General features: G+C 70.9%; 20 protein-coding genes and 1 riboswitch. Of the genes, 18 read left to right on the forward strand and 2 right to left on the reverse strand.

Going from position 1 to position 25,114, the window contains the following annotated elements:
- The first annotated feature begins 208 nt into the window (after positions 1 to 208).
- The 3 genes from AC07AG_RS21950 (at position 209) to mfd (ending at position 7,358) form a co-directional block, all read left to right on the forward strand.
- Positions 209 to 997 (forward strand): ABC transporter ATP-binding protein, encoded by a 789-nt coding sequence (locus AC07AG_RS21950; RefSeq protein WP_249589460.1) that lies wholly within the window; start codon positions 209 to 211, stop codon positions 995 to 997.
- Positions 994 to 3,579, forward strand: coding sequence for an ABC transporter permease (locus tag AC07AG_RS21955; RefSeq protein ID WP_478756875.1), 2,586 nt, complete (start codon positions 994 to 996; stop codon positions 3,577 to 3,579). The genes AC07AG_RS21950 and AC07AG_RS21955 overlap by 4 nt, the downstream gene beginning before the upstream one ends.
- 248 nt (positions 3,580 to 3,827) lie before the next feature.
- On the forward strand, positions 3,828 to 7,358 hold the full coding sequence (gene mfd / locus AC07AG_RS21960; protein ID WP_478756877.1) for a transcription-repair coupling factor: 3,531 nt from the start codon (positions 3,828 to 3,830) through the stop codon (positions 7,356 to 7,358).
- Between the two features lie 12 nt (positions 7,359 to 7,370).
- Here the strand turns inward: mfd and AC07AG_RS21965 are convergent, their stop codons facing one another.
- Positions 7,371 to 7,781 (reverse strand): nuclear transport factor 2 family protein, encoded by a 411-nt coding sequence (locus AC07AG_RS21965; protein WP_478756879.1) that lies wholly within the window; start codon positions 7,779 to 7,781, stop codon positions 7,371 to 7,373.
- Positions 7,782 to 7,861: 80 nt separating this feature from the next.
- On the opposite strand from AC07AG_RS21965, the gene AC07AG_RS21970 reads away from it, so the two are divergent.
- The 3 genes from AC07AG_RS21970 (at position 7,862) to AC07AG_RS21980 (ending at position 10,223) form a co-directional block, all read left to right on the forward strand.
- The gene (locus tag AC07AG_RS21970) at positions 7,862 to 8,638 is read left to right on the forward strand and encodes an MOSC domain-containing protein (protein ID WP_478756881.1); all 777 of its coding nucleotides are present in this window, start codon (positions 7,862 to 7,864) and stop codon (positions 8,636 to 8,638) included.
- Positions 8,635 to 9,360, forward strand: coding sequence for an HNH endonuclease family protein (locus AC07AG_RS21975; protein ID WP_478756883.1), 726 nt, complete (start codon positions 8,635 to 8,637; stop codon positions 9,358 to 9,360). Before AC07AG_RS21970 ends, AC07AG_RS21975 begins: the two co-directional genes overlap by 4 nt.
- 119 nt (positions 9,361 to 9,479) lie before the next feature.
- Positions 9,480 to 10,223, forward strand: a complete 744-nt coding sequence (locus tag AC07AG_RS21980; RefSeq protein ID WP_478756884.1) for an N-acetyltransferase — start codon at positions 9,480 to 9,482, stop codon at positions 10,221 to 10,223.
- 33 nt (positions 10,224 to 10,256) lie between these two features.
- On the opposite strand, the gene AC07AG_RS21985 is transcribed toward AC07AG_RS21980, so the two are convergent.
- Positions 10,257 to 11,042: a hypothetical protein gene (locus AC07AG_RS21985; RefSeq protein ID WP_478756886.1), complete on the reverse strand. Its 786-nt coding sequence runs from the start codon at positions 11,040 to 11,042 to the stop codon at positions 10,257 to 10,259.
- Between the two features lie 197 nt (positions 11,043 to 11,239).
- Between AC07AG_RS21985 and AC07AG_RS21990 the strand changes: the two genes are divergently transcribed.
- The 12 genes from AC07AG_RS21990 (at position 11,240) to AC07AG_RS22045 (ending at position 24,927) form a co-directional block, all read left to right on the forward strand.
- Positions 11,240 to 13,342, forward strand: coding sequence for an N-6 DNA methylase (locus AC07AG_RS21990; RefSeq protein ID WP_478756888.1), 2,103 nt, complete (start codon positions 11,240 to 11,242; stop codon positions 13,340 to 13,342).
- 184 nt (positions 13,343 to 13,526) lie between these two features.
- On the forward strand, positions 13,527 to 14,093 hold the full coding sequence (locus tag AC07AG_RS21995) for a hypothetical protein (RefSeq protein WP_478756890.1): 567 nt from the start codon (positions 13,527 to 13,529) through the stop codon (positions 14,091 to 14,093).
- Between the two features lie 26 nt (positions 14,094 to 14,119).
- Complete coding sequence (locus tag AC07AG_RS22000) at positions 14,120 to 15,655, forward strand: protein kinase domain-containing protein (protein ID WP_478757075.1); 1,536 nt, start codon at positions 14,120 to 14,122, stop codon at positions 15,653 to 15,655.
- Between the two features lie 132 nt (positions 15,656 to 15,787).
- Positions 15,788 to 16,453 carry a SurA N-terminal domain-containing protein gene (locus tag AC07AG_RS22005; RefSeq protein WP_478756891.1) on the forward strand — a complete coding sequence of 222 codons (666 nt, stop codon included), beginning with the start codon at positions 15,788 to 15,790 and terminating at the stop codon, positions 16,451 to 16,453.
- Between the two features lie 57 nt (positions 16,454 to 16,510).
- Positions 16,511 to 17,491 carry a nucleoside triphosphate pyrophosphohydrolase gene (locus AC07AG_RS22010; protein WP_478756893.1) on the forward strand — a complete coding sequence of 327 codons (981 nt, stop codon included), beginning with the start codon at positions 16,511 to 16,513 and terminating at the stop codon, positions 17,489 to 17,491.
- Positions 17,492 to 17,636: 145 nt separating this feature from the next.
- Complete coding sequence (locus tag AC07AG_RS22015) at positions 17,637 to 19,013, forward strand: cytochrome P450 family protein (protein ID WP_478756894.1); 1,377 nt, start codon at positions 17,637 to 17,639, stop codon at positions 19,011 to 19,013.
- 136 nt (positions 19,014 to 19,149) lie between these two features.
- Positions 19,150 to 20,142, forward strand: coding sequence for a transglycosylase family protein (locus tag AC07AG_RS22020; protein ID WP_478756895.1), 993 nt, complete (start codon positions 19,150 to 19,152; stop codon positions 20,140 to 20,142).
- Between the two features lie 181 nt (positions 20,143 to 20,323).
- Positions 20,324 to 20,515: riboswitch (cyclic di-AMP (ydaO/yuaA leader) on the forward strand.
- Positions 20,516 to 20,518: 3 nt separating this feature from the next.
- Positions 20,519 to 21,229 (forward strand): transglycosylase family protein, encoded by a 711-nt coding sequence (locus tag AC07AG_RS22025; protein WP_478756896.1) that lies wholly within the window; start codon positions 20,519 to 20,521, stop codon positions 21,227 to 21,229.
- Positions 21,230 to 21,517: 288 nt separating this feature from the next.
- On the forward strand, positions 21,518 to 22,804 hold the full coding sequence (eno, locus tag AC07AG_RS22030; RefSeq protein ID WP_361049477.1) for a phosphopyruvate hydratase: 1,287 nt from the start codon (positions 21,518 to 21,520) through the stop codon (positions 22,802 to 22,804).
- Between the two features lie 90 nt (positions 22,805 to 22,894).
- On the forward strand, positions 22,895 to 23,389 hold the full coding sequence (locus AC07AG_RS22035; protein ID WP_478756897.1) for an FtsB family cell division protein: 495 nt from the start codon (positions 22,895 to 22,897) through the stop codon (positions 23,387 to 23,389).
- A gap of 69 nt (positions 23,390 to 23,458) precedes the next feature.
- Positions 23,459 to 24,004, forward strand: coding sequence for a DUF501 domain-containing protein (locus AC07AG_RS22040; RefSeq protein WP_478756898.1), 546 nt, complete (start codon positions 23,459 to 23,461; stop codon positions 24,002 to 24,004).
- Positions 24,001 to 24,927, forward strand: coding sequence for a Ppx/GppA phosphatase family protein (locus tag AC07AG_RS22045; protein ID WP_478756899.1), 927 nt, complete (start codon positions 24,001 to 24,003; stop codon positions 24,925 to 24,927). The genes AC07AG_RS22040 and AC07AG_RS22045 overlap by 4 nt, the downstream gene beginning before the upstream one ends.
- Positions 24,928 to 25,114 lie beyond the last annotated feature (187 nt).

Consider the following 25,114-nt stretch of genomic DNA (forward strand, 5'->3'; position numbering starts at 1 on the left):
CCGGGGAAGGCCCCGGATCGGACCGGGGGGCAGGCCTTGGATCCGAACAAGGAAGCCCCGGGGCCGACCAGCCACACCTTCGGGGGTGGGGTTTTCCCCCGCAAAAGACTGCGCTGGGCACCAGCGCGCCAGGGCCCTCGGACGACCAGACTCTTTATGCGTAGCGAACACACCTGACCCGCCGCGTAACCGACTTAGGAGACTTACCGTGACATCGGCTGTAACCATTCCCAGGCACGGGGGCACTGGAGGGCGTACGGCCGTGGCGGCACGGGCGCGCCAGGTCGTGAAGGCGTACGGGACCGGGGAGACCCGGGTCGTGGCGCTCGACGAGATCGATGTGGACATCGCCCGCGGGCAGTTCACCGCGATCATGGGTCCCTCCGGCTCCGGCAAGTCGACCCTGATGCACTGCCTCGCGGGCCTCGACACCGTGTCCTCCGGGCAGATCTACCTCGACGAGACCGAGATCACCGGCCTGAAGGACAAGAAGCTCACGCAGCTGCGCCGGGACCGGATCGGCTTCATCTTCCAGGCGTTCAACCTCCTGCCGACGCTGAACGCCATCGAGAACATCACGCTCCCGATGGACATCGCGGGCCGCAAGCCCGACCGCGGCTGGCTCGACCAGGTCGTGGAGACCGTCGGTCTCGCGGGCCGCCTCAAGCACCGCCCGACCGAGCTCTCCGGCGGCCAGCAGCAGCGCGTCGCCGTGGCCCGCGCCCTGGCCGCGCGCCCCGAGATCATCTTCGGTGACGAGCCGACCGGAAACCTCGACTCCCGTGCGGGCGCCGAGGTGTTGGGCTTCCTGCGCAAGTCGGTGACCGAGCTGGGCCAGACCATCGTGATGGTCACGCACGACCCGGTGGCGGCCTCGTACGCGGACCGGGTGCTGTACCTCGCGGACGGCCGGATCGTCGACGAGATGTACGCGCCGACCGCCGAGACCGTCCTCGACCGCATGAAGGACTTCGACGCGCGGGGGCGTACGTCATGACCGTCCTCAAGACCTCGATGCGCAACTTCTTCGCGCACAAGGGCCGCATGGCGCTCTCCGCCGTGGCCGTGGTCCTGTCGGTGGCGTTCGTCTGCGGCACGCTCGTCTTCTCCGACACGATGAACACGACGTTCGACAAGCTCTTCGCCGCGACGTCCGCCGATGTCACCGTCACGAACAAGGCGGCGAAGGACTCGGGGGAGACCCCCGAGAGCGGCAGGCCCGAGTCGATACCCGCATCGGTCGTCGGCCAGGCGAAGAAGGCCGACGGCGTGAAGTCCGCGGAGGGCGCGGTCAGCAGCACCGCCGTCACCGTCGTCAACTCCGAGAAGGAGAACGTCGGTCCCACCGGCGGCGGCCCGACCATCGCCGGCAACTGGACGCACAACGACCTGCGTTCGATGGATATCACCTCCGGGCACGCCCCGCGCGGACCCACCGACGTGATGATCGACTCCGACACCGCGGACAAGCACCACCTCAAGATCGGTGACGAGCTGCGCACGATCGCCGTCGCCGGTGACCACACCGCGAAGATCTCCGGCATCGCCACCTTCAAGGTGACCAACCCCGGCGCCGCGATCGTCTACTTCGACACCGCCACCGCACAGCGCGAACTCCTCGGCACCACCGGCAGGTTCACGCACGTCAACGTGAGCGCCGCCGCCGGTGTCAGCGACACGGTGCTCAAGCGGAACGTCACCGAGACGATGGGCGCGGACGCCTCCGCGTACAAGGTCAAGACGCAGAAGGAGACCTCGGACGACGGCCGCAAGAGCGTCAGCGGCTTCCTGGACGTCATGAAGTACGCGATGCTCGGCTTCGCCGGAATCGCCTTCCTCGTCGGCATCTTCCTCATCATCAACACCTTCTCGATGCTGGTCGCCCAGCGCACCCGCGAGATCGGCCTGATGCGCGCCATCGGGTCGAGCCGCAAGCAGGTCAACCGCTCCGTGCTCGTCGAGGCGCTGCTGCTCGGCGTCATCGGCTCGGTCCTCGGTGTCGGCGCGGGCGTCGGACTCGCCGTCGGCCTGATGCAGCTCATGTCCGGCATGGGCATGGAACTGTCCACGCAGGACCTCACGGTGAAGTGGACGACCCCCATGGTGGGCATGGTCCTCGGCATCGTCGTCACCGTCCTTGCCGCCTACCTCCCCGCGCGGCGCGCCGCCAAGGTCTCCCCGATGGCCGCGCTGCGCGACGCGGGAACACCGGCCGACGGGAGGGCGAGCGTCCTGCGCGCCGTCATCGGCCTGGTCCTCACCGGCGCAGGCGGCTTCGGCCTCTACACCGCCTCCCAGGCGGACAAGGCGAGCGAGGGCTCGCTCTTCCTCGGCGGCGGTGTGGTCCTCACGCTCATCGGCTTCGTCGTCATCGGCCCGGTCCTCGCCAACGGCGTGGTCCGCGTCATCAGCGCCGTACTCCTGAGGATGTTCGGCCCCGTCGGGCGGATGGCCGAGCGCAACGCCCTGCGCAACCCGCGCCGCACCGGCGCCACCGGCGCGGCCCTGATGATCGGCCTCGCCCTGGTCGCGTGCCTCTCCGTGGTCGGCTCCTCGATGGTCGCGTCGGCCACGGACGAGCTCGACAAGTCGGTCGGCGCGGACTTCATCATCCAGTCCAACAACAATCAGGCCATCACCCCGAAGGCCGCGAAGTCCCTGGAGAAGGCCGACCACGTCGCCCACATCACCCAGTACAAGGACATCAAGGCGGACCTGACCGCCCCGGACGGCAAGACCGCGAAGAAGGTCGGCCTGAGCGCCGCCGACGCGACGTACGCCGAGGACCTGCGCAGCGAGACCGTCGCGGGCAGGCTCGCCGACGCCTACAAGCCGGACTCGATGTCGGTCGGCGAGGACTTCGCCAAGGACCACGGCATCTCCGTGGGAGACAAGGTGAAGGTCGACTTCGAGTACGGCAGGACCGGCGAGATGACGGTCCGCGCCATCACGGCGAGCGGGACCTCGATCGACTCCGGCGCGATGTACGTGAACATCTCGACCGCGGCGAAGTACGTGCCCGCCGACCGGATGCCACCGAACGAGATCATGTTCGCCAAGGCGGACAAGGGCCAGCAGGACGCGGCGTACAAGTCGCTGAAGGCGGCCATGGCCGACTACCCGCAGTACAAGGTCATGGACCAGACCGACTTCAAGCAGACGCTGAAGGACCAGGTCGGCCAGATGCTGAACATGGTCTACGGCCTGCTCGGTCTCGCGATCATCGTCGCGATCCTGGGTGTCGTGAACACCCTCGCCCTCTCGGTGGTCGAGCGGACCCGCGAGATCGGCCTGATGCGGGCGATCGGCCTCTCGCGCCGCCAGCTGCGCCGCATGATCCGCCTGGAGTCGGTGGTCATCGCCCTCTTCGGAGCGCTGCTGGGCCTCGGGCTCGGCATGGGCTGGGGAGCGACGGCCCAGAAGCTGCTCGCCCTGGAGGGCCTGAAGGTCCTTGAGATCCCCTGGCCGACGATCATCACCGTCTTCATCGGCTCGGCGTTCGTGGGCCTGTTCGCGGCGCTCGTGCCCGCTTTCAGGGCGGGCCGGATGAACGTCCTCAACGCCATCGCCACCGAATAGCTCCCGCCACGGGGGTGTGGGAGACGGCCCCGGCGGGTGCGACGAGCGCCCGCCGGGGCCGGCTGCTGTCCCCGGGACAGGCTGCTGTCCCCGGGGCCGCACGGGCCGGATCTTGCCACCCGGCCTCGGACGGCCAGCGCCTGTCACTCCGGAGTCGTACGCTGGAGACCCCCGGCCCGTACGACGTGCCGGGCGGTTCGCGTTGCCCCCCGCGGGCCCTGGCACCTGGACGGAAAGCGAAAGCCCACATGAGCCTGCACGGTCTGCTCGACGCTGTCGTCAAGGACTCCGCACTCGCCGAAGCGGTCAAAGCCGCCACCGACGGCAACCGCACCCACGTGGACCTGGTCGGCCCGCCCGCCGCGCGCCCCTTCGCCATCGCGGCCCTCGCCCGCGAGACGAACCGCACCGTCCTGGCCGTGACGGCCACCGGCCGCGAGGCCGAGGACCTGGCGGCGGCCCTGCGCACGATCCTGCCGCCGGACGGAGTCGTCGAGTACCCCTCCTGGGAGACGCTCCCGCACGAGCGCCTCTCGCCCCGCTCCGACACCGTCGGCCGCCGCCTCGCGGTCCTGCGCCGCCTGGCGCACCCGCGCCCCGACGACCCCGAGACGGGCCGCGTGTCCGTCATCGTCGCCCCCGTGCGCTCGGTCCTCCAGCCGCAGGTCAAGGGCCTGGGAGACCTGGAGCCCGTGGCGCTGCGCACGGGCGGGTCCACGGACCTGAACGAGACGGTGGAGGCCCTCGCGGCAGCCGCGTACTCCCGTGTGGAGCTGGTCGAGAAGCGCGGCGAGTTCGCCGTGCGCGGCGGCATCCTGGACGTCTTCCCGCCGACCGAGGAACACCCCCTGCGCGTCGAGTTCTGGGGCGACGACGTCGAGGAGATCCGCTACTTCAAGGTCGCCGACCAGCGCTCCCTGGAGGTCGCCGCGCACGGCCTGTGGGCGCCGCCCTGCCGCGAGCTGCTCCTCACGGACGACGTGCGCGAAAGGGCCGCCGCCCTGGCCGAGGCCCACCCCGAGCTGGGCGAACTGCTCGGCAAGATCGCCGAGGGCATCGCCGTCGAGGGCATGGAGTCCCTCGCGCCGGTCCTGGTCGACGACATGGAGCTGCTGCTCGACGTCCTGCCCGCGCAGAGCATGGCCGTGGTCTGCGACCCCGAGCGCGTGCGCACCCGCGCGGCCGACCTGGTGGCGACCTCGCAGGAGTTCCTGCAGGCGTCCTGGGCAGCGACGGCCGGTGGCGGCGAGGCTCCCATCGATGTGGGCGCGGCCTCGCTCTGGGGCATCGCGGACGTCCGTGACCACGCCCGTGACCTGGGCATGATGTGGTGGTCGGTGTCGCCCTTCGCCGCCGACGAGGACCTGGACGAGGACACCCTCAAGCTCGGCATGCACGCCACCGAGACCTACCGGGGTGACACCGCGAAGGCGCTCGCCGACACCAAGGGCTGGCTCGCCGACGGCTGGCGCACCGTGTACGTGACGGAGGGCCACGGCCCCGCCGCCCGCACCGTCGAGGTCCTGGGCGGCGAGGGCATCGCGGCCCGCCTCGACGCCGACCTCAGCGAGCTCACGCCCTCCGTCGTGCACGTCTCCTGCGGCTCGATCGACTTCGGCTTCCTGGACCCGGCCCTCAAGCTCGCGGTCCTCACCGAGACCGACCTCTCCGGCCAGAAGGCGGCCGGCAAGGACGGCCAGCGGATGCCCGCGCGCCGCAGGAAGACGATCGACCCGCTGACCCTGGAGACCGGCGACTACATCGTCCACGAGCAGCACGGCGTCGGCCGCTACATCGAGATGGTGCAGCGCACCGTCCAGGGCGCCACCCGTGAGTACCTGGTCGTGGAGTACGCCCCCGCCAAGCGCGGCCAGCCCGGCGACCGCCTCTACATCCCCACCGACCAGCTGGAGCAGATCACCAAGTACGTCGGCGGCGAGGCCCCCACCCTGCACCGCCTGGGCGGCGCCGACTGGACCAAGACGAAGGCGCGCGCGAAGAAGGCGGTCAAGGAGATCGCCGCCGACCTCATCAAGCTCTACAGCGCCCGCATGGCGGCCCCCGGCCACGCCTTCGCCCCCGACACCCCCTGGCAGCGTGAGCTGGAGGACGCCTTCCCGTACGTGGAGACGCCCGACCAGCTGACCACCATCGCCGAGGTGAAGGACGACATGGAGAAGACGGTCCCGATGGACCGCCTGATCTGTGGCGACGTCGGCTACGGCAAGACGGAGATCGCGGTCCGTGCCGCCTTCAAGGCGGTCCAGGACGGCAAGCAGGTCGCCGTCCTCGTCCCGACCACGCTCCTGGTGCAGCAGCACTTCGGCACGTTCTCCGAGCGCTACTCCCAATTCCCCGTCAAGGTAAGGGCGTTGAGCCGCTTCCAGACGGAGACGGAGTCCAAGGCGACCCTGGAGGGCCTGCGCGACGGCTCGGTCGACATCGTGATCGGCACGCACCGCCTCTTCTCCTCCGAGACGAAGTTCAAGGACCTGGGCCTGGTCATCGTCGACGAGGAGCAGCGCTTCGGCGTCGAGCACAAGGAGCAGCTGAAGAAGCTGCGGGCCAACGTCGATGTCCTGACCATGTCGGCCACCCCCATTCCCCGTACGCTCGAAATGGCCGTGACCGGCATCCGCGAGATGTCGACGATCACCACGCCCCCCGAGGAGCGCCACCCGGTCCTGACCTTCGTCGGGCCCTACGAGGAGAAGCAGATCGGCGCGGCCATCCGCCGCGAACTGCTGCGCGAGGGCCAGGTCTTCTACATCCACAACCGCGTCGAGTCCATCGACCGGGCGGCGGCCCGCCTGCGCGACATCGTGCCCGAGGCCCGCATCGCCACCGCGCACGGCCAGATGTCCGAACAGGCCCTGGAACAAGTGGTGGTGGACTTCTGGGAGAAGAAGTTCGACGTGCTCGTCTCCACGACGATCGTCGAGTCGGGCATCGACATCTCCAACGCCAACACGCTGATCGTCGAGCGCGGCGACAACTTCGGCCTCTCGCAGCTCCACCAGCTGCGCGGCCGCGTGGGCCGAGGCCGCGAGCGCGGCTACTCGTACTTCCTCTACCCGCCGGAGAAGCCCCTGACGGAGACCGCCCACGAGCGTCTGGCGACCATCGCGCAGCACACGGAGATGGGCGCGGGCATGTACGTGGCCATGAAGGACCTGGAGATCCGCGGCGCGGGCAACCTCCTGGGCGGCGAGCAGTCCGGCCACATCGCGGGCGTCGGTTTCGACCTCTACGTACGCATGGTGGGCGAGGCGGTGGCCGACTACCGCGCGTCCCTGGAGGGCGGCGTGGAGGAGGAGCCGCCGCTGGAGGTCAAGGTCGAGCTGCCGGTCGACGCGCACGTCCCGCACGACTACGCCCCCGGCGAGCGCCTTCGCCTCGCGGCCTACCGCTCGATCGCCTCCGCGAGCAGCGAGCAGGACGTCAAGGCGGTGCGTGAGGAACTCACCGACCGCTACGGCAAGTTGCCCGAGCCCGTGGAGAACCTCCTCCTGGTGGCGGGCCTGCGCATGCTGGCCCGCGCGTGCGAGGTCGGCGAGATCGTGCTGCAGGGCAACAACATCCGGTTCGCGCCGGTGGAGCTGCGGGAGTCGCAGGAGCTCAGGCTCAAGCGGCTCTACCCCGGCACGGTCATCAAGGAGAACGCCCACCAGATCCTCGTCCCGCGCCCGAAGACGGCGAAGGTCGGCGGAAAGCCGTTGATCGGGCGGGAACTGCTCGGCTGGGTAGGGGAGTTCCTCACGACGATCCTGGGGTCGTAGCGGGCGGCTGCCTCAGGAGGCGCAGGCGTCGGCGATGGAGCGGCTGTTCTCGTAGAGGTGGTGGCGCGTGACCCGGCCGTCCTCGACCGTCAGGCGCAGCGCGAAGGGCCCGTCGAAGGACTTGCCGGTGTCGCGCACGGTGCCCCAGAGGCGGCCGAGGATCACCGCGTCCGTGCCGTCGACGAGGATCGTGTCGACGGTGGCGCCGGCCTTCTCCGGGACGGTGTGCGCGGCCAGTTCGTCCGCCTGGGCCGCGCACTCGGCGGCGGTTGACCGCGGCCGGATCCACGGCACGCCCGGGTTCTCGGCGAGCAGCCAGTCGACCTCGTCGGCGAAGAGGGCGGTGAGGGCCTCGGTGTCGCCCGTCAGCCGGTGGTTCAGGAAGGCCTGGACGGCGGCGCGGGTGGCGTCTTCGGTGGTCATCGGGGCTCCTCGGTCGGTGTTCCTGCGGGTGTCGTCGATGTTGCCGCAGGGTCGAGGGCGGGTCGATTACGCCGGAGGTAATGCGGGGGACGTTATGGTCTAAACCAGTCGCTCGGTACGGTGACGAGGAGACTCGGAAGCGTGTGAGCCAGGGGAGGGGAAGTGCCGTGGGGCATGGGGCCGTTGTGGGGCTCGTCTGTTTTCCGGTGAAGTCGATGCTGGGCCAGGAGCACGAGCGGCTCGTCGTCGACGAGCGCGGCGTGGCCGGTGACCGGCTGTGGGCCCTGCGGTACGAGGACGGGAAGCTGGGGAGCGGCAAGAACCACCGCCGGTTCCGGCGGACGCCGGGGATGCTGGAGTACACCGCCGTGTACGACGCCGAGGGGCCGGTCGTCACCACGCCGGAGGGCGAGACGCTGCGGCCCGGCGATCCCCGCATCGGTGAACTCTTCGGCGGGGATGCGGAGTTGGTGCGCGAGGGTGAGGCGAGCCATCAGGACGTGGGCGCCGTCTCCCTCGTCGGCACCGCGTCGCTGCGCGCGCTCGGCGAGCTGCTCGGCGACCGCGACCCCGTCGACGTACGCCGACTGCGCAAGAACATCGTGATCGGGACCGACGAGCCGTGGATCGAGGAGGACTGGGTCGGACGGGAGATCGCCTTCGACGGCGGCGTGCGCCTTCGCGTCACCGAGCGCATCGGTCGCTGCGTCATGACCAACCAGGCCCAGCGCGGCCTTCCGGCGGACAGCCGCATCCTGAAGACGCTCACCGCGTCGCGCGGCAGGTGCATCGGCGTGTACGCGGACGTCGTGACGCCCGGCGCGCTCGCACTCGGGGCAGAGGTGGCCGTCCAGTGAACCGTCGTACCGGCGGAGTCCGGGCCGCGCTGCTGCTCGCGCTCCTCGTCACAGGATCCGTCACCGGCTGCACGCCGCAGGAGGAGGACAGCGGTTCCTCCGGGCCCGACGCCAAGGCGGGACCCGCGCTGGCCGCCGTCGACGCGCTCACCGTCAAGGGCCGCGCGCCCAAGACGGGTTACGACCGCGACCGGTTCGGCAGCCCCTGGGCCGACACGGACTCGAACGGCTGCGGCACCCGCGACGACATCCTCAAGCGCGACCTGGAGGACGTGAAGTACCGCGACGGGGACTGCGAAGTGGCCTCCGGGTCGCTCTCGCCCGACCCCTACACCGGCAAGGACGTCTCGTTCGTGCGCGGCCGCAGCCAGGTCGACATCGACCACCTCGTGGCTCTCTCGGACGCCTGGCAGAAGGGCGCAGGCAAGTGGGAGCCGAGCAAGCGCATCGCCTTCGCCAACGACCCGCTCAATCTGCTCGCGGTCGACGCGGGCCCCAACCGCGGCAAGGGCGACGGCGACACGGCCACCTGGCTGCCGCCGGACAAGGGCTACCGGTGCGCTTACGTGGCCCGGCAGGTGGCGGTGAAGAAGAAGTACGGGGTGTGGGTGACGGGCGCCGAGCGGGACGCCATGAAGCGGGTCCTGACGGGCTGCCCGCAGGAGAAGCTGCCGACCGGGGGCGGCCCGACGGCGGCGCCCGGACGGTTCCACGCGCGCTGACCGGCCGTCCACGTTCGTGCGCCCGCCACGCGCTCGTACGCACGTGGTCGTACGCCTATGCGCTCGTGCGTGCGAAAAATGGCTTAACAGGCGGGGCCCGGCCCGCTAGCGTCCCGGACATGGACCTGAAGATCACGACGCTGGCCGAGCGGCCCGAACTCGCCGGGCCGCTCTGGGCGATGGACGACACCTGGCCGGAGTTCATCGGCAACGACCCCATCGCGTGGTCGCTGATCGGGCGGATCGTCAAGGAGTTCGCCGATTACGTCCTGGTCGCCACGGACGAGCGGGGCACGGTCGTCGCCAAGGCGTTCAGCGTGCCGTTCGCGCTGCACGCCGACGGGCGCGGTGAGCTGCCGGACGGCGGCTGGGACCAGGTCATGCTGTGGGCGTTCTCGGACCTGCGGCACGGCAGGAAGCCCGACACGGTGAGCGCGATCGAGATCACCGTGGAGAAGTCCTTCCTCGGGCAGGGAGTGTCCGGGCGGATGCTCGCCGCGATGCGCGAGAACGCACGCGCGCGTGGCTTCGCGGAAGTCGTCGCTCCGGTGCGCCCGAACGCCAAGCACCTCGAACCGGCCGCGCTGATCGACACGTACGCACAGCGCAAGCGGGACGACGGTCTTCCCGCCGACCCGTGGCTGCGGGTGCACGTGCGTGCGGGCGGCACCATCGCGAAGGTGGCGCACGCATCGATGACGGTGTCCGGATCCACCGCGCAGTGGCGGGCGTGGACGGGCCTCCCGTTCGACACGGCGGGTCCCGTCGAGGTGCCGGGGGCGCTGGTGCCGGTGCACTGCGAGCCGGAGCGGGGCTACGCGGTGTACGTGGAGCCGAACGTGTGGGTGCGGCACGTGCTGTGAGCCCGTGCCGCACGCCGCGTGCGGTCCGGCGGTTCAGCCCGCGAGCTTGTCGATGTCCACGACGTCGCCGGTGGGCGGCGTCGCGTCGACCGGCTTGTCGAAGTCGCTGAACGCCAGGGTCTCCGGGGTCTTCGCGGTCTCGTTCACGACCTTCAGCAGATACGGCTCGCCCTCCGTGGCGACGTAGAGGGTGTACCGGTCGGCGCCGTCGCTCTCGGTGAGCGTAAGGGCCGGTGTGCCGTCGACGGTGGCCGGCTTCCCCCTGCGGGCGGCGGAGTTGACGTCCTTGAACTCGCCGAGCAGGACGTCCAGGTCGCAGAACGAGGCGATGTCCTTCGCGTCGGCCCCGGTCGCGGCCGTCTTGACCCACTTGCCCGCGAGCATGTCCACGGCGGCCTGGGTGTCGGCCGCGGGCTCGCCCTTGCCCTGGGCGCGCAGGAACTCCTCGTCGTACTTCATGTAGACCGTGCTCGCGGTCGTGATGAGGTCGAGCGAACCCTCCCCGCCCATCCCCATCGTGCCCGCGCACCGGCCCTTGGTGTCGAAGGCCATGTCCAGCTCGATGGTGCCTGCCTCGTCCGGGACGCGGCCCTTCACCTTGAGGGACGAGGCGTCGGTCGTCGCCTTCACGGCCTTGTCGACGATGTCGGGCCCGGACAGGCCGGGGAACGGTCCCGCCTCTTTCTTCGGTGCCTTGTTCGCTGTCTTCTCCTTGGCGGTGCCCGACCCGCCGGAGCCGGCGGATTCGGTGCCGCAGGCGCTCAGGCCGACGGCCGCCGAAGCGGCCAGGCAGACAGCGGCAAGAGTGGTACGTCGCATGAAGATCCCCCCACGGGAACTTGGAAGTGCTGCCGATATCTCAGCAGAGGCTGTGAACCGAGTCAACACGAGCCGTGTTGGCCGTAGGGTTAACACCCGTGAAGGGGGTGGTTGTGCGTGGATGGGTATGATCGGCGCCACAGCGCCGCGGTGGGCACGTTCGCGGTGGGGGCAGCGGGACCGAGGGGAGCCAGTCGGTGCGGGACAACGCGACAGAGGTGACCGCCGCCGGGATCGCCCGGCTCGCCGGCGTCGGCCGGGCGGCCGTCAGCAACTGGCGCCGCCGCCACCCCGACTTCCCCAAGCCCGTCGGCGGCACCGAGACCAGCCCCTCCTTCGCGCTCGCGGAGGTCGAGGAGTGGCTGCGCGCCCAGGGCAAGCTGGGAAAGCTGGGCGAAGTACCGCTCAAGGAGCGCGTCTGGCAGCACCTCGCCGGCCACCCCGCGGGCCCGGTCACCGCCCTCCTGCACGCGGGCTGCGCCCTGCTCCTCGTACGCGACCGGCACCCGGACTGGCTCACGATCAGCGCGGTGTCGGACGAGCGGATGGCCGAGCTGCTCCCGGCGGCCCTCGACGACGTGGTCGCCCCGCGGTTCGGCGGGGGAGCGGGTGGAGCGCGGCAGGCCGTGCCCGTCCCGGACGCCGGGCAGCTCCTGCCCTCCGTCCCCCTCCTGCGCGGCGTGGCCGAGCTCGCGTCCGAGCTGGGCGCCCGGCAGACGTACGAGTTCCTGATCGGTCGGCACATCGACGCCAACCCCCGGCAGTACACGCTCACTCCGGCAGGACCCGCCGACCTGATGGCCGCGCTCGCCGGGCCCGCGCCGACCGTGCTCGACCCGGCCTGCGGCACCGGCGCCCTGCTGCGCGCCGTCACCCCGCGCCCCGACCAGCGCCTCCACGGCCAGGACAGCGCCCCCGAACTCGCCGCCCTCACGGCCCTTCGCCTGGCCCTGCACTCCGACGCCACCGTGCGCGCCGCCGCCGCCGACACCCTGCGCGCGGATGCCTTCGGGGAGACGCGGGCCGACGCCGTGCTCTGCCACCCGCCGTTCAATGAACGCAACTGGGGGCACGACGAACTCGCCTACGACCCCCGCTGGGAGTACGGCTTCCCGGCCCGTACGGAGTCCGAACTCGCCTGGGTCCAGCACGCGCTGGCCCGGCTCAGGGACGGCGGCACCGCCGTTCTGCTGATGCCGCCGGCCGCCGCGTCCCGCCGCTCGGGGCGCCGGGTCCGTGCCGATCTGCTGCGCCGCGGCGCCCTGCGTGCCGTGATCGCGCTGCCCGCGGGCGCCGCGCCCCCGTACAACATCCCGCTGCACGTATGGGTCCTGAAGAGGCCGGTGCCCGGCGCGCAGGCCTCGCCCGAGCTGCTCCTGGTCGAGACGGCGGGGCTCGCCGCGGCCGACGGCAGGGACCGGCAGGCGTGGCGCCCCGTGCAGGACGCCGTGGTGGATGTCTGGCGGCGCTTCGACCGGCACGGCACGGCCGACGGACAGCCGGGGCTCGCGCGCTGCGTGCCGGTGCTCGAACTCCTCGACGACGAGGTCGACCTGGCCCCGGCCAGACGCCTTCCGCCACCGGCCACGGGCGGCGGGGCGGCGGAGCTCGCGGCCGTGCGTGAACGGCTCGGGGACGCCGTGCGCCGGACGGCCGACCTCGTGCCGCCGCTCATCAAGGAGGGCGACGCGGCCCACTGGCCGGTGACCACGGTGGGTGAACTCGCCCGCGCGGGTGCGCTGTCGCTGCGGACGGCTCCGGTGTCCGGCGCCGCGGCGCCCGGCGTCACACGACTCCTCACCGAGCACGACGTGCTGGCCGGAACGGCGCCCTCCGGCTCGGTCGACCCGCTGCAGGAGTCGGCCGCGCCCCAGGAGAGTGCCGTCGGCGAAACGGCGGACTCAGTGGTGACCCGGCCCGGCGACGTCGTCGTCCCGCTCTCCGGCGGCGGAAGTGCCGCCCGCGTCATCGACGAGGCCACGGCGGGCGCCGCGCTCGGCCGGGGACTCACCCTCCTGCGCCCCGATCCGGCCGCCCTGGACCCGTGGTTCCTCGCCGGGTTCCTGCGCGGCACCGCCAACAACCGCCAGGCGAGCAGCTACGCGTCCACCGCCGCCCGGCTCGACGTCCGCCGCATCCGTCTGCCGCGGCTGCCCCTGGAGGGACAGCGCGGCTACGGAGAGCGGTTCCGCGCGCTCGCCGCCTTCGAGGACACGCTGCGTCTCGCGGGCAGGCTGGGCGAGCAGTTGGTGCGCGGACTGCACGACGGACTGACGGACGGCACGCTTCCGCCGGAGTGACACGACCGGGTTCCACCGGGGGCCGCGATCAGGACGTGACCAGTACGGCAACGGTTCGGTACAACCCGGGACCGCTTCTCCTTGTCGGCCTATACGCTCGAATCCGCACTCGTTCGTATGTCGACCCTCGGCCGCGCGTTCCCCCCAGGCGAACGCGCGGCCGCATCAGGCACCAGGAGCAGCCATGCACGGCCACGGCTACGCGCCGCAGCAACCGCCGCCGACCTCCGGCGGCACGCATGTGACGCTGCGCGTGATGTTCGTGGTGCTCGCCGTCGTGACGTGCGGCCTGCTCGCCTGGGCGCCGATGCTGCGGCTCGCGATCGTGACGCGCAAGTCGTACGACTGGGTCCTGTTCGGGCTCGTGACCGCGCTCGACGTGACGGCGCTCGTGCTCGTCGGCATCGACCCGGGCGAGGACGAGTTCCAGGGGCCCGGCAACGCGGGCATGGTGGTCCTCCTGAGCACGCTGGTGGCGGCCATCGCCTACTACCTGTTCGCGGACATACGGCACTTCAGCCGCTTCCGGCAGCCGCAGTACACGGGCTACGCAGGTCCGCAGCCCACCTACGGCTATCCCCAGCAGCAGGGACCCGCCCCCGTCCACCTCCAGCCCACGCAGCTGCACCAGCCGCCCGTCCAGCAGACGCCGCCCCCGCCCACGCGCCCCGCACCGGCCCGCATCCACCAAGTACAGGCAGAGCTCGACGAGCTCAGTGACTACCTGCGCAAGCAGGAAGGCGGCAACTGACCGTGTCACCGGGGACGGGCGGCCGTGTGGTCGCCGGGCGCTACGAACTCTCCACGCTCATCGGCCAGGGCGGCATGGGCCAGGTCTGGACGGCGTACGATCAGCGCCTCGACCGCCGCGTCGCGGTCAAGCTCCTGCGCCCCGACCGGGTCGCGGGCGCCGAGGCCGAGGAGCTGCGCCGCCGCTTCGTGCGCGAGTGCCGCGTCACCGCACAGGTCGACCACCCGGGCCTCGTCACCGTCCACGACGCGGGCACGGAGGGCGAGGACCTCTACCTCGTCATGCAGTACGTCGACGGGGCGGACCTCGGCGACCACCTCGCCGAGCACGACCCCTACCCCTGGCAGTGGGCCGTCGCGATCGCCGCGCAGCTGTGCGCCGTGCTCTCCGCGGTGCACGCCGTGCCGATCGTGCACCGCGACCTCAAGCCGCGGAACGTGATGGTCAAGCAGGACGGCACGGTCTCCATCCTCGACCTGGGCATCGCCTCGGTCATGGACACCGACACCACCCGCCTCACGCACACCGGTTCACCCATCGGCAGCCCCGCCTACATGGCGCCCGAGCAGGCGATGGGCGGCGCGGTAGGCCCGTACACCGACCTCTACGCCCTGGGTGTCCTCCTCCACGAACTCCTCAGCGGAGACGTGCCGTTCTCCGGCTCCACCGCGCTCGGCGTCCTGCACCGCCACCTCTACGAACCGCCGCTCCCGGTCCGCCGCCTGCGCGCCGAGGTCCCCGAGGCCCTCGAAGCCCTGGTGCTCAGGCTCCTCGCCAAGGACCCCCAGCACCGGCACGCGAGCGCCCAGGAGGTCTACGAGGAACTGGCCCCTCTCCTCCCCGCGCGCGGCATCCCCACCGGCGGCCCGCTCGACCCCACCCGCCCCTTCCTGCGCCCGCACGCGCCGTGGCCCGACCGCGCGGCGACACCGGCGCCGACCCCCGCCATCCAGCCGGACAGGCCCGACAAGGGCCAGGTGCCCGGCGGCCCCGGCAGCCAGACGGACGTCGTCCGCGCGGTCGACGAGGTCAAGCGGCTCCTGGGCGAGGGCCGCATCACCCAGGCCGTGGACATCCTCGGCTCGATCCTGCCCGCGGCCGCCGCCAAGCACGGCGAGCACTCCCCGGTGGTCCGCTCCCTGCGCAAGCAGTACGCGGCGACGCTCATGGACGACGGCCAGTACCGCCGCGCCCTGCCCGAACTGCGCCGCCTCGCCGACGAGCGCGCGGCCGAGTCCGGCCAGGCCGACCCGCACTCCCTCCAGTTCCGCTACGAGGCCGCGCAGTGCCTGGAACAGCTCGGCGAACCGGCGGCGGCCCTCGCGGAGTACCGAGCACTCCTGCCGTACTACGAAAACCGCTACGCCTCCGACGACCGCGAACGCCCCCTCGAAATCCGCCGCCGCATCGGCCACTTGCTCCTCGCGCTCGGCGACCGCGCGGCGGCGCACGACACGCTGGCGCGGCTGCTCATGGACGCCGAGCGGATGCACGGCGTGGGGCACCCGTTCCCGGCCGAGATCCGGCGTACGTTGCAGTGGCTAGGACAAGTGCGCGGTTAGTGAGGGCCAAGGGTGCCCCAACTCCACCCGAATCGTTGGTCGAATGGGTGGCCGAGAGACCGGCCACTGCCTAACATCGATCACCGCAAGACTTTGTGCACCGCCGCACAATCTCTCGACCGGGAGGCTCACTTGCACCGCCGCCGTCGCACCGCGCTCACCCTCTCCGCCGCCGCGATCGCCGCGGCCCCCCTCCTGACCGCCTGCGGCGCCGAAGCCCACCCGGGCGCCGCGGCCGTCGTGGGGAACGACCGGATCACGGTCTCGCAGCTCGAGGGCCGGGTGAACGAGGTGCGGGACGCGCAGCGCGCCGCGATCCCGGACGAGCAGCAGTACGAGCAGGCCATCGCCAAGACCGGCGGCCTCACCCGCAGCACGCTGCACACGATGGTCCTGGACAAGGTCCTCCACCAGGCCGCGACGGACGCGGGGGTCGAGGTGTCGCGCCGCGACATCCAGACGATGAGAGCGGGCCTCGAACAGCAGGCGGGCGGCAAGAAGGCCCTCGAACAGGGCTGGCTGCAGCAGTACAGCGTCGCCCCCTCCCGCCTGGAGGACAGCCTCCGTACGGAGATCGAGGCCCAGAAGCTGGCGAAGGTCCTCGGCGCGGACATGAACGCCCCGGAGGGCCAGGCCATCTTCTGGAAGGCACTCTCCAAGGCCTCCAAGAAGCTGGACGTCGACCTGAACCCGCGGTACGGCACGTGGGACGTGGACAAGAGCAAGCGCGCGGACTCGAAGACGCCGTGGGTGCGTGAGGTGTCCGGGGACGGCGCCGCGCAGCCCAAGCAGGCGTAGGGGAGCCCGAACAGGAGCAGGGAGAGGGCTGTCAGCGCTGTGGGTTACGTTCGACGGGTGAACGAAACCACGCCCCCGGCCGACGCCCCCGGCCGCGTCATCCTCCTCACCACCAGCCACCGGGTGGCCCCCGGCCTGCTCTCCTGGCCCGCGTGGCAGGCCCTGCACGGGGCCGACGAAGTCCTGTGCGCCGACGCCACGCACCCCCAGCTGCCGTATCTGCGCGAGGCCGGTGTGCGCGTGGACCAGGCGTCGCCCACGGCCCAGGAACTGGTGGCGGCGTGCGCGGGCGACCGCACGGTCCTGGTCATCGCCACGGCCGAGGGCGACCGCGCCCTGACGGACGGCCTGGCGAGGCTCGCGGGCTCGGGCCGCGTGTCGATGCCGGACCTGGAACTGCTCCCCGCTTCGTACGACCTGCCGGGCGCGCGGCTCCTTGACCTGGTCCAGGTCATGGACCAGATCCGGGGCGAGTGCCCCTGGTCATCGCAGCAGACGCACAAGGGCCTGGCGAAGTACGCGATCGAGGAGGCGTACGAACTGGTCGAGGCGATCGAGGAGGGCGACAGGGAGGAGCTCCGTGAGGAGCTGGGCGACGTCCTGCTCCAGGTGGTCTTCCACGCGCGGATCGCCGAGGACGACGAGGAGTCCCCCTTCTCCGTGGACGACGTGGCGGGCACGATCGTCGAGAAGCTGATCCACCGCCACCCGCACGTCTTCGGCGACGACTCGGCGGACACTCCCGAGGACGTGAAGGCGCACTGGCTGCGCACCAAGGCGGAGGAGAAGCAGCGCTCCTCCCTGACAGAGGGAATCCCCCTGGGCCAACCGAGCCTGGCCCTGGCGGCAAAGCTGGCTTCCCGGGTACGGACGGCGGGCCTTGAGGTGCCCCTGCCCGCGGGTGAGGGAATCGGCTACGAACTCCTCGCGCTGGCCCTGCGCGCGGAGACAGAGGGGACCGACCCGGAGGCGGCGCTGCGGGGCGCGGCGCGGGCTTATCGGGATGCGGTGCTGGCGGCGGAGGGCTCTGGGGCTTAGCCGGGGGCTTCAGGTATTTCAGCCCGTCCGGCGTTTGAGGACGAACTCGGCGGAGCCGGTGATGAGGGCACGCAAGGCTTCGGAGCGGCCTGATGCCGTCCGGGCCCGGGGGAAGAAGCCCGCCGACCCCGGATACGGTCAACCCATGCAAGACCAGCCGCCCACCCCCGCAGAGGGACCCCCCACAGCCTGCCCCGCGGGGGCAACCCCGCCCGAGGCCCAGGGGCCAGACCCCGCAGGGGCCACCCCGCCCGAGGCCCAGGGGCCAGAACTCTTCTCGTGGGAGTTCGCCACCGACCCCTACCCCGCCTACGCCTGGCTCCGCGAGCACGCCCCCGTGCGCAAGACCCGGCTGCCCAGTGGCGTGGAGGCCTGGCTGGTCACCCGGTACGTCGACGCCAAGCAGGCGCTCGCCGACCAGCGGCTCAGCAAGAACCCCGCCCATCACGGCGAGCCCGCGCACGCGAAGAGCAAGACCGGCATCCCGGGCGAACGCAGCGCGAACCTGATGACGCACCTGCTCAACATCGACCCGCCGGACCACACCCGCCTGCGCCGCCTCGTCTCCAAGGCCTTCACGCCCCGCCGTATCGCCGAATTCGCGCCCCGCGTGCAGGAGTTGACCGACCGGCTCATCGACCAGTTCGCGGAGAAGGGGGAAGCCGACCTCATCCACGACTTCGCCTTCCCGCTCCCCATCTACGCGATCTGCGACCTGCTCGGCGTGCCCCGCGAGGACCAGGACGACTTCCGTGACTGGGCGGGGATGATGATCCGCCACGGCGGAGGGCCCAGGGGCGGGGTCGCCCGGTCCGTGAAGAAGATGCGCGGTTACCTCGCCGAGCTGATCCACCGCAAGCGCCTCGAACCCGGAGACGACCTCATCTCCGGACTCATCCGCGCCTCGGACCACGGCGAGCACCTCACCGAGAACGAGGCCGCCGCGATGGCCTTCATCCTTCTCTTCGCCGGGTTCGAGACCACCGTCAATCTCATCGGCAACGGCACCTACGCCCTCCTCACCCACCCCGAGCAGCGTGAGCGGCTCCAGAACTCCCTCAGGGACGGCGACACCGGCCTCCTGGAGACCGGCCTTGAGGAACTCCTCCGCTTCGACGGTCCCGTCGAACTCGCCACGTGGCGGTTCGCCACCGAGCCGCTGACCATCGGAGGCGAGGAGATCGCCGCAGGCGACCCCGTCCTCGTCGTCCTCGCCGCCGCCGATCGTGACCCCGAACGCTTCGACCGGCCGGACACGCTCGACCTCTCCCGCCGCGACAACCAACACCTCGGCTACGGCCATGGCATTCATTACTGTCTCGGCGCACCGCTCGCCCGGCTCGAAGGGCAGGCCGCCCTCGCGACTCTTCTGCGGCGCCTCCCTGACCTGCGACTCGCGGCGGAACCTGGTGATTTGAGATGGCGCGGCGGGCTCATCATGCGCGGACTCCGCACGCTGCCCGTGGAGTTCACACCCGCACAGCAGAGCAAAGATTCGACCCCGGAAACGACGTTTAGCTGACGGACCGTCAAGACTGTGACTTTCACGTGATCTCCGCTGCATCGACTTGTGACAAGCGTTCGACTGCCGCTACGTTCACCGACGACTCGGCATCCCGTGTCGCAGTCGTCGCTCCAGTCACGCGAAAGGCAACCGCATGCTCTCCGGCAATGGTCGTCACCGACGCCCCCGCCAGGCCCCGGCCCTGATCGTCGCGGCAGGAGTCGCAGGATCGGCCATCGCCATCCCGCTGCTCGGCGCCACCAGTGCGAGCGCGGCGGACACCGCCACGTGGGACAAGCTCGCGGAGTGCGAGAGCGGCGGCTCCTGGAGCGCGGACGCCGGCAACGGCTACTACGGAGGGCTCCAGTTCTCGCAGCAGGTCTGGGAGGACTACGGCGGCCTCGACTTCGCGCCGAGCGCCGATCAGGCCAGCCGTTCGCAGCAGATCTCCGTCGCCGAGAAGGTCCTCGACGACCAGGGGACCAGCGCCTGGCCCAGCTGCGCGCCGATCGCCGGTCTCACCCAGGACGGCGCCGCCGCCGACGTCGACCCCGGCGCCCCGATCACCACGGTGCCGTCGGACGAGCCGTCGGAGTCGACCGAGCCCGGTGACGGTGAGTCGGGCGAGTCGGGCGAGTCGAGTGCGTCGCCGAGCGAGTCGGCCGACTCCTCGGACAGCGCCAAGTCTTCGGACAAGCCCTCGGAGAAGCCTTCCGAGAAGCCCGGCGCCGACGACGAGGCGCGAGACAAGAATCACGACGAGTCGGGTGAGCCGGGCAAGTCGGGTGAGACGGATGAGTCCGGCGACTCGGGCAAGTCCGGGCAGAACGACGAGGCTTCGCCCGCCCCCACGTCCCCGGCCGGTGGGGGCGAAGGCCGTCACCGCGGCGGCAGCGCGGACGACAAGGCCTCCGACGGCACCGCTCGCGAGGGTTCGGGCCGGCACGCGTCCCGTGGCGACGAGCGTCAGAAGGACGGCTCCGACGGGACGTACACGGTCCGGTCCGGAGACAGCCTCTGGGGCATCGCGGACGACCTCGACGTGAAGGGCGGGTGGGCCGAGCTGTACGAGGAGAACGAGAAGTCGGTCGGCTCCGACCCCGATCTCATCCTTCCCGGTCAGAGCCTCGATTTGGGCGAAAAGTAGGGGTAGTTGGCGAGTCGCTTTGCGCTTGATGTCCCAATTGGCGCAAGTGAGAGATGGGTCTCAGAAGCCCTGATCGTCTTTGAGTTTCGGCCGATCGCATGTCTACGGTCGTGACCGCTCGCCACAGCGGGCCCCGCCGGTCGGTACGCCGAGTCCTGCCAACGGCCGTTCGGGAACAGTCGTCGCGCAAGCGCCGTAGGCAGGAGCGGGGGAACCAAGGTTTCCGCCGGGCCCGGCCGTTCAGCATCGCGAGAGCGATGCGGAGAGACGGACGGGAACGGCTAGGGGTTAAGCCGCGCTCAGGAAGCGCGGCCGGGCAACTTCATCGGCCCGAACCCGACAGCTCACCTCGCAGGCGTCGGTGAGGGGATCACTCATGCTGTTTTCCAGCAAGGGCAAGCACCGCCGCCCGTCCAAGGCCACCCGTGTCGCCACGCTCGCCGGCGTCACCGGTGTAGCGGTCGCCGCCCCGCTGATGGCGGCCGGCTCGGCCTCCGCCGCGACCAACTCCGAGTGGGACGCCGTCGCCCAGTGCGAGTCCGGCGGCAACTGGTCCATCAACACCGGCAACGGCTACACGGGCGGACTGCAGTTCTCGTCCTCCACCTGGGCCGCGTACGGCGGCACGAAGTACGCGCCCACCGCCGACAAGGCCTCCAAGGCCCAGCAGATCGAGATAGGCGAGAAGGTCCTCGCGGGCCAGGGCAAGGGTGCCTGGCCGAGCTGCGGCGTCGGCCTCTCGGGTGCGTCCAACGAGGGTGGCGGTGCGCAGGAGAGCGCCCCGCAGCAGACCCAGGAGCAGCCGAAGAGCCAGCCCAGCACCCAGACCGAGCAGCCGCAGCAGGCCGCTCCGAAGGCCGAGGCCCCGGCCCCGAAGACCGAGTCCAAGAAGACCGTCGAGACCCCGACCGGCAAGACGGTCAAGAAGGGCGACGGCGAGTACAAGGTCAAGAAGGGTGACACCCTCTCCAAGATCGCCGAGGCGAAGGACGTCAAGGGCGGCTGGCACAAGGTGTACAAGCTCAACGGCGACATCATCGACAACGCCGACATGATCTACCCGGGCCAGCAGCTGCACCTCAGCTAGTTCTGGCGGGGCGCCTCGCGGGGCTTGCTTCTCTGCAGGCGCGTCGTCGTTGCTCGCGCAGTTCCCCGCGCCCCTTCGGGGCACGGGTCCACCCCGTCCCGGTGCGCGTATCCCCCGTACGCACCGGGGCGGGGTTCTTTTTGTCCGCACCGCTTTGTTCCGTTCGGAAACTTTTTGCTCTCGGTTTGTCCACAGGACGGTCGCTCGGCTGGCTGTTGCCCGGGAGCCGGTTAGGCTCGTGTCCGCGAGGCCAACGCCCCGCGTACCCGCGTCACATCCCAGAAGGAGATGCTCGTGCCGTCCATCGACGTCGTCGTAGCCCGGGAAATCCTGGACTCCCGAGGCAACCCCACGGTCGAGGTCGAGGTCGGCCTCGACGACGGCAGCACGGGTCGTGCCGCCGTTCCGTCCGGTGCTTCCACCGGTGCTTTCGAGGCCATCGAACTCCGTGACGGTGACCCCAACCGTTACCAGGGCAAGGGCGTGGAGAAGGCCGTCCTCGCCGTCATCGAGCAGATCGGCCCGGAGCTCGTCGGGTACGACGCGACCGAGCAGCGCCTGATCGACCAGGCGATGTTCGACCTCGACGCCACCGACAACAAGGGCTCGCTCGGCGCCAACGCCATCCTCGGCGTCTCGCTCGCCGTCGCGCACGCCGCGTCGGAGGCCTCCGACCTCCCGCTCTTCCGCTACCTCGGCGGCCCGAACGCGCACCTGCTGCCCGTTCCGATGATGAACATCCTGAACGGCGGGTCGCACGCCGACTCGAACGTCGACATCCAGGAGTTCATGATCGCGCCGATCGGCGCCGAGTCGTTCTCCGAGGCCCTGCGCTGGGGCACCGAGGTCTACCACACGCTGAAGAAGGTCCTGAAGGACAAGGGCCTCTCCACCGGCCTGGGCGACGAGGGCGGCTTCGCCCCGAACCTGGACTCCAACCGCGCCGCGCTCGACCTCATCCTCGAGGCCATCAAGCAGGCCGGTTACGTCCCCGGCGAGCAGGTCGCGCTCGCGCTCGACGTCGCCGCGTCCGAGTTCTACAAGGACGGCAAGTACGAGTTCGAGGGCAAGTCCCGCTCGGCCGCCGAGATGACCGAGTACTACGAGGAGCTCGTCGCCTCGTACCCGCTCGTCTCCATCGAGGACCCGCTGTTCGAGGACGACTGGGCCGGCTGGAACGTCATCACCGAGAAGCTCGGCGAGAAGGTCCAGCTCGTGGGTGACGACCTGTTCGTCACCAACCCGGAGCGCCTGGCCCGTGGCATCGAGGAGAAGTCGGCCAACGCCCTTCTGGTGAAGGTCAACCAGATCGGTTCGCTGACCGAGACGCTCGACGCGGTCGAGATGGCCCAGCGCAGCGGCTTCAAGTGCATGATGTCGCACCGCTCCGGTGAGACCGAGGACGTCACCATCGCCGACCTCGCCGTCGCCACCAACTGCGGCCAGATCAAGACCGGCGCCCCGGCCCGCTCCGAGCGTGTCGCCAAGTACAACCAGCTGCTCCGCATCGAGGAGATCCTCGACGACGCGGCCGTCTACGCCGGTCGCAGCGCCTTCCCGCGCTTCAAGGGCTGAGCCGTAGCCACGCTGTAGTTACGTACGTCCCCGTACTCGGTCCCGTACCGTGTGCGGGGACGTACGCGCGTGTGAACGGGAGGCGGGGACATGGCCGTGAAGGACCGGGACCGGTTCTCCACCGCGACCAGGCTGCGGCTGCTCGGCGAACAGACCGCGGAGCGCGTCTACCGCTCCCAGACCAAGCGTCAGGCCCGCCGCTCCCGGCTCACGGGACGCGCCGCGCTCCTGGCGCTCGTGCTCTGCTCGCTGGTCGTCGCGCTCGCCTACCCGATAAGGCAGTACGTCTCCCAGCGCGCGGAGATCGCCGATCAGCGCAAGGAGCAGGCCGAGCGCCGCGAGAACGTCGAGAAGCTGCGGGACGAGAAGGCCCGCTGGCGGGACGACGAGTACGCGGAGCAGCGCGTCCGGGACCGGCTGCACTACGTGATGCCGGGCGAGACCGGCTTCACGGTGGTCGACCCCGAGGCGGCGAAGAAGCAGCACACCGACCAGGGGGCGGCCGCCAGGCCCTGGTACTCGAACGTCTGGGACGGCGTCGACAAGGCCGACCGCCCGGACGACGACTCACCGGACGACGACTGAGCCGTCCAAATCTCTGACGTCCGAGTCCGAGCCCCACAGAACTTCTACGGAACCGATCGAAAGACAGGCATGGAAACGCCCCCGCCGACCACCCCGCGCACCGAGCCCACCGACGCCGACGTCGAGGCCTTCAAGCAGCAGCTCGGCCGTCCGCCGCGCGGCCTGCGGGCCATCGCCCACCGCTGCCCGTGCGGGCAGCCGGACGTCGTCGAGACAGCGCCGCGCCTTCCGGACGGGACGCCGTTCCCGACGACGTACTACCTGACGTGCCCGCGGGCCGCTTCCGCGATCGGCACCCTTGAGGCCAACGGCGTCATGAAGGAGATGTCGGAGCGCCTGAAGACGGACCCCGAGCTGGCCGCGGCCTACCGCGCCGCGCACGAGGACTACATCGCGCGCCGCGACGCGATCGACGTCCTTGAGGGCTTCCCGAGCGCGGGCGGCATGCCGGACCGCGTGAAGTGCCTGCACGTCCTGGTCGGCCACTCGCTGGCCGCGGGCCCCGGCGTGAACCCCCTGGGCGACGAGGCGATCGCGATGCTCCCGGAGTGGTGGCGCAAGGGGGCCTGCGTGTCCCTTCCGGAGGGTGAGCCCGCGGCAGGGGAGCGCGCATGACCCGCGTGGCAGCCATCGACTGCGGCACGAACTCGATCCGCCTGCTCGTGGCGGACGCGGACCCGCAGACCGGCGAACTGATCGACCTGGACCGCAGGATGACTATCGTCCGGCTCGGGCAAGGCGTCGACAAGACGGGCCGTCTGGCTCCGGAGGCCCTGGAGCGCACCTTCGCGGCCTGCCGCGAGTACGCCGAGGTCATCAAGGCCCACGGCGCGGAGCGCCTGCGCTTCGTGGCGACCTCCGCATCCCGCGACGCCGAGAACCGCGACGAGTTCGTACGCGGCGTCCTGGACATCCTCGGCGTCGAGCCGGAGGTCATCAGCGGTGACCAGGAGGCCGAGTTCTCCTTCACGGGCGCGACGAAGGAGCTGGCGGGAAGCGACCACCTCGCCAAGCCCTACCTCGTCGTGGACATCGGCGGCGGCTCCACGGAGTTCGTCGTCGGCGAGGACCACGTCCGTGCCGCCCGCTCCGTCGACATCGGCTGCGTGCGCCTCACGGAGCGGCACATCCGCACCGACCCGCCCGCGCCCGCCGAACTGGCCGCCGTACGCGCCGACATCGAGGCCGCGCTCGACCTCGCGGAGGAGACGGTGCCGATCCGCGAGGCGCGGACCCTGGTGGGCCTCGCGGGCTCGGTGACCACCGTGTCCGCCATCGCGCTCGGCCTCGACGCGTACGACTCCGCGGCGATCCACCACTCCCGTGTCCCGTACGAGCGGGTCAGCGAGATCGTGGGACACCTGAGCCGGGCCACGCACGACGAGCGCGCAGCGAACCCGGTGATGCATCCGGGGCGCGTGGACGTCATCGTCTCGGGCGCCCTCGTCCTCCTGTCGATCATGGATCGGACCGGGGCCCGGGAGGTCGTCGTCAGCGAGCACGACATCCTCGACGGCATCGGCTGGTCGATCGCCTGAGCGCGTCCTGTAGCGTCTGAGCGGCCGATGAGGGGCTGGAAGGGCCCGGCGGCGACATGTCGTCGGGAAACTTCGTGAAGTTCTTCACAAGGAAATCGGCTCGGTTGGACGATGTTCAGGGCTTCCGGACCCCTAAAAGTGACCCCAGAGGGCCTCGCGACCCACGATGGTGAAGGTTCGTGAGTGT

It is taken from the genome of Streptomyces sp. NPDC044044, assembly GCF_056434405.1.

Excerpts from the sequence above, each read along its gene's own strand:
- mfd (WP_478756877.1), top strand. The coding sequence starts at position 3,828 with ATGAGCCTGCACGGTCTGCTCGACGCTGTCGTCAAGGACTCCGCACTC.
- AC07AG_RS21995 (WP_478756890.1), top strand. The coding sequence starts at position 13,527 with ATGCACGGCCACGGCTACGCGCCGCAGCAACCGCCGCCGACCTCCGGC.
- AC07AG_RS21955 (WP_478756875.1), top strand. The coding sequence starts at position 994 with ATGACCGTCCTCAAGACCTCGATGCGCAACTTCTTCGCGCACAAGGGC.
- AC07AG_RS22045 (WP_478756899.1), top strand. The coding sequence starts at position 24,001 with ATGACCCGCGTGGCAGCCATCGACTGCGGCACGAACTCGATCCGCCTG.
- AC07AG_RS21970 (WP_478756881.1), top strand. The coding sequence starts at position 7,862 with ATGCGGGGGACGTTATGGTCTAAACCAGTCGCTCGGTACGGTGACGAG.
- AC07AG_RS22020 (WP_478756895.1), top strand. The coding sequence starts at position 19,150 with ATGCTCTCCGGCAATGGTCGTCACCGACGCCCCCGCCAGGCCCCGGCC.
- AC07AG_RS22025 (WP_478756896.1), top strand. The coding sequence starts at position 20,519 with ATGCTGTTTTCCAGCAAGGGCAAGCACCGCCGCCCGTCCAAGGCCACC.
- eno (WP_361049477.1), top strand. The coding sequence starts at position 21,518 with ATGCTCGTGCCGTCCATCGACGTCGTCGTAGCCCGGGAAATCCTGGAC.
- AC07AG_RS22035 (WP_478756897.1), top strand. The coding sequence starts at position 22,895 with ATGGCCGTGAAGGACCGGGACCGGTTCTCCACCGCGACCAGGCTGCGG.
- AC07AG_RS22040 (WP_478756898.1), top strand. The coding sequence starts at position 23,459 with ATGGAAACGCCCCCGCCGACCACCCCGCGCACCGAGCCCACCGACGCC.
- AC07AG_RS21985 (WP_478756886.1), bottom strand. The coding sequence starts at position 11,042 with ATGCGACGTACCACTCTTGCCGCTGTCTGCCTGGCCGCTTCGGCGGCC.
- AC07AG_RS22015 (WP_478756894.1), top strand. The coding sequence starts at position 17,637 with ATGCAAGACCAGCCGCCCACCCCCGCAGAGGGACCCCCCACAGCCTGC.
- AC07AG_RS21965 (WP_478756879.1), bottom strand. The coding sequence starts at position 7,781 with ATGACCACCGAAGACGCCACCCGCGCCGCCGTCCAGGCCTTCCTGAAC.
- AC07AG_RS21980 (WP_478756884.1), top strand. The coding sequence starts at position 9,480 with ATGGACCTGAAGATCACGACGCTGGCCGAGCGGCCCGAACTCGCCGGG.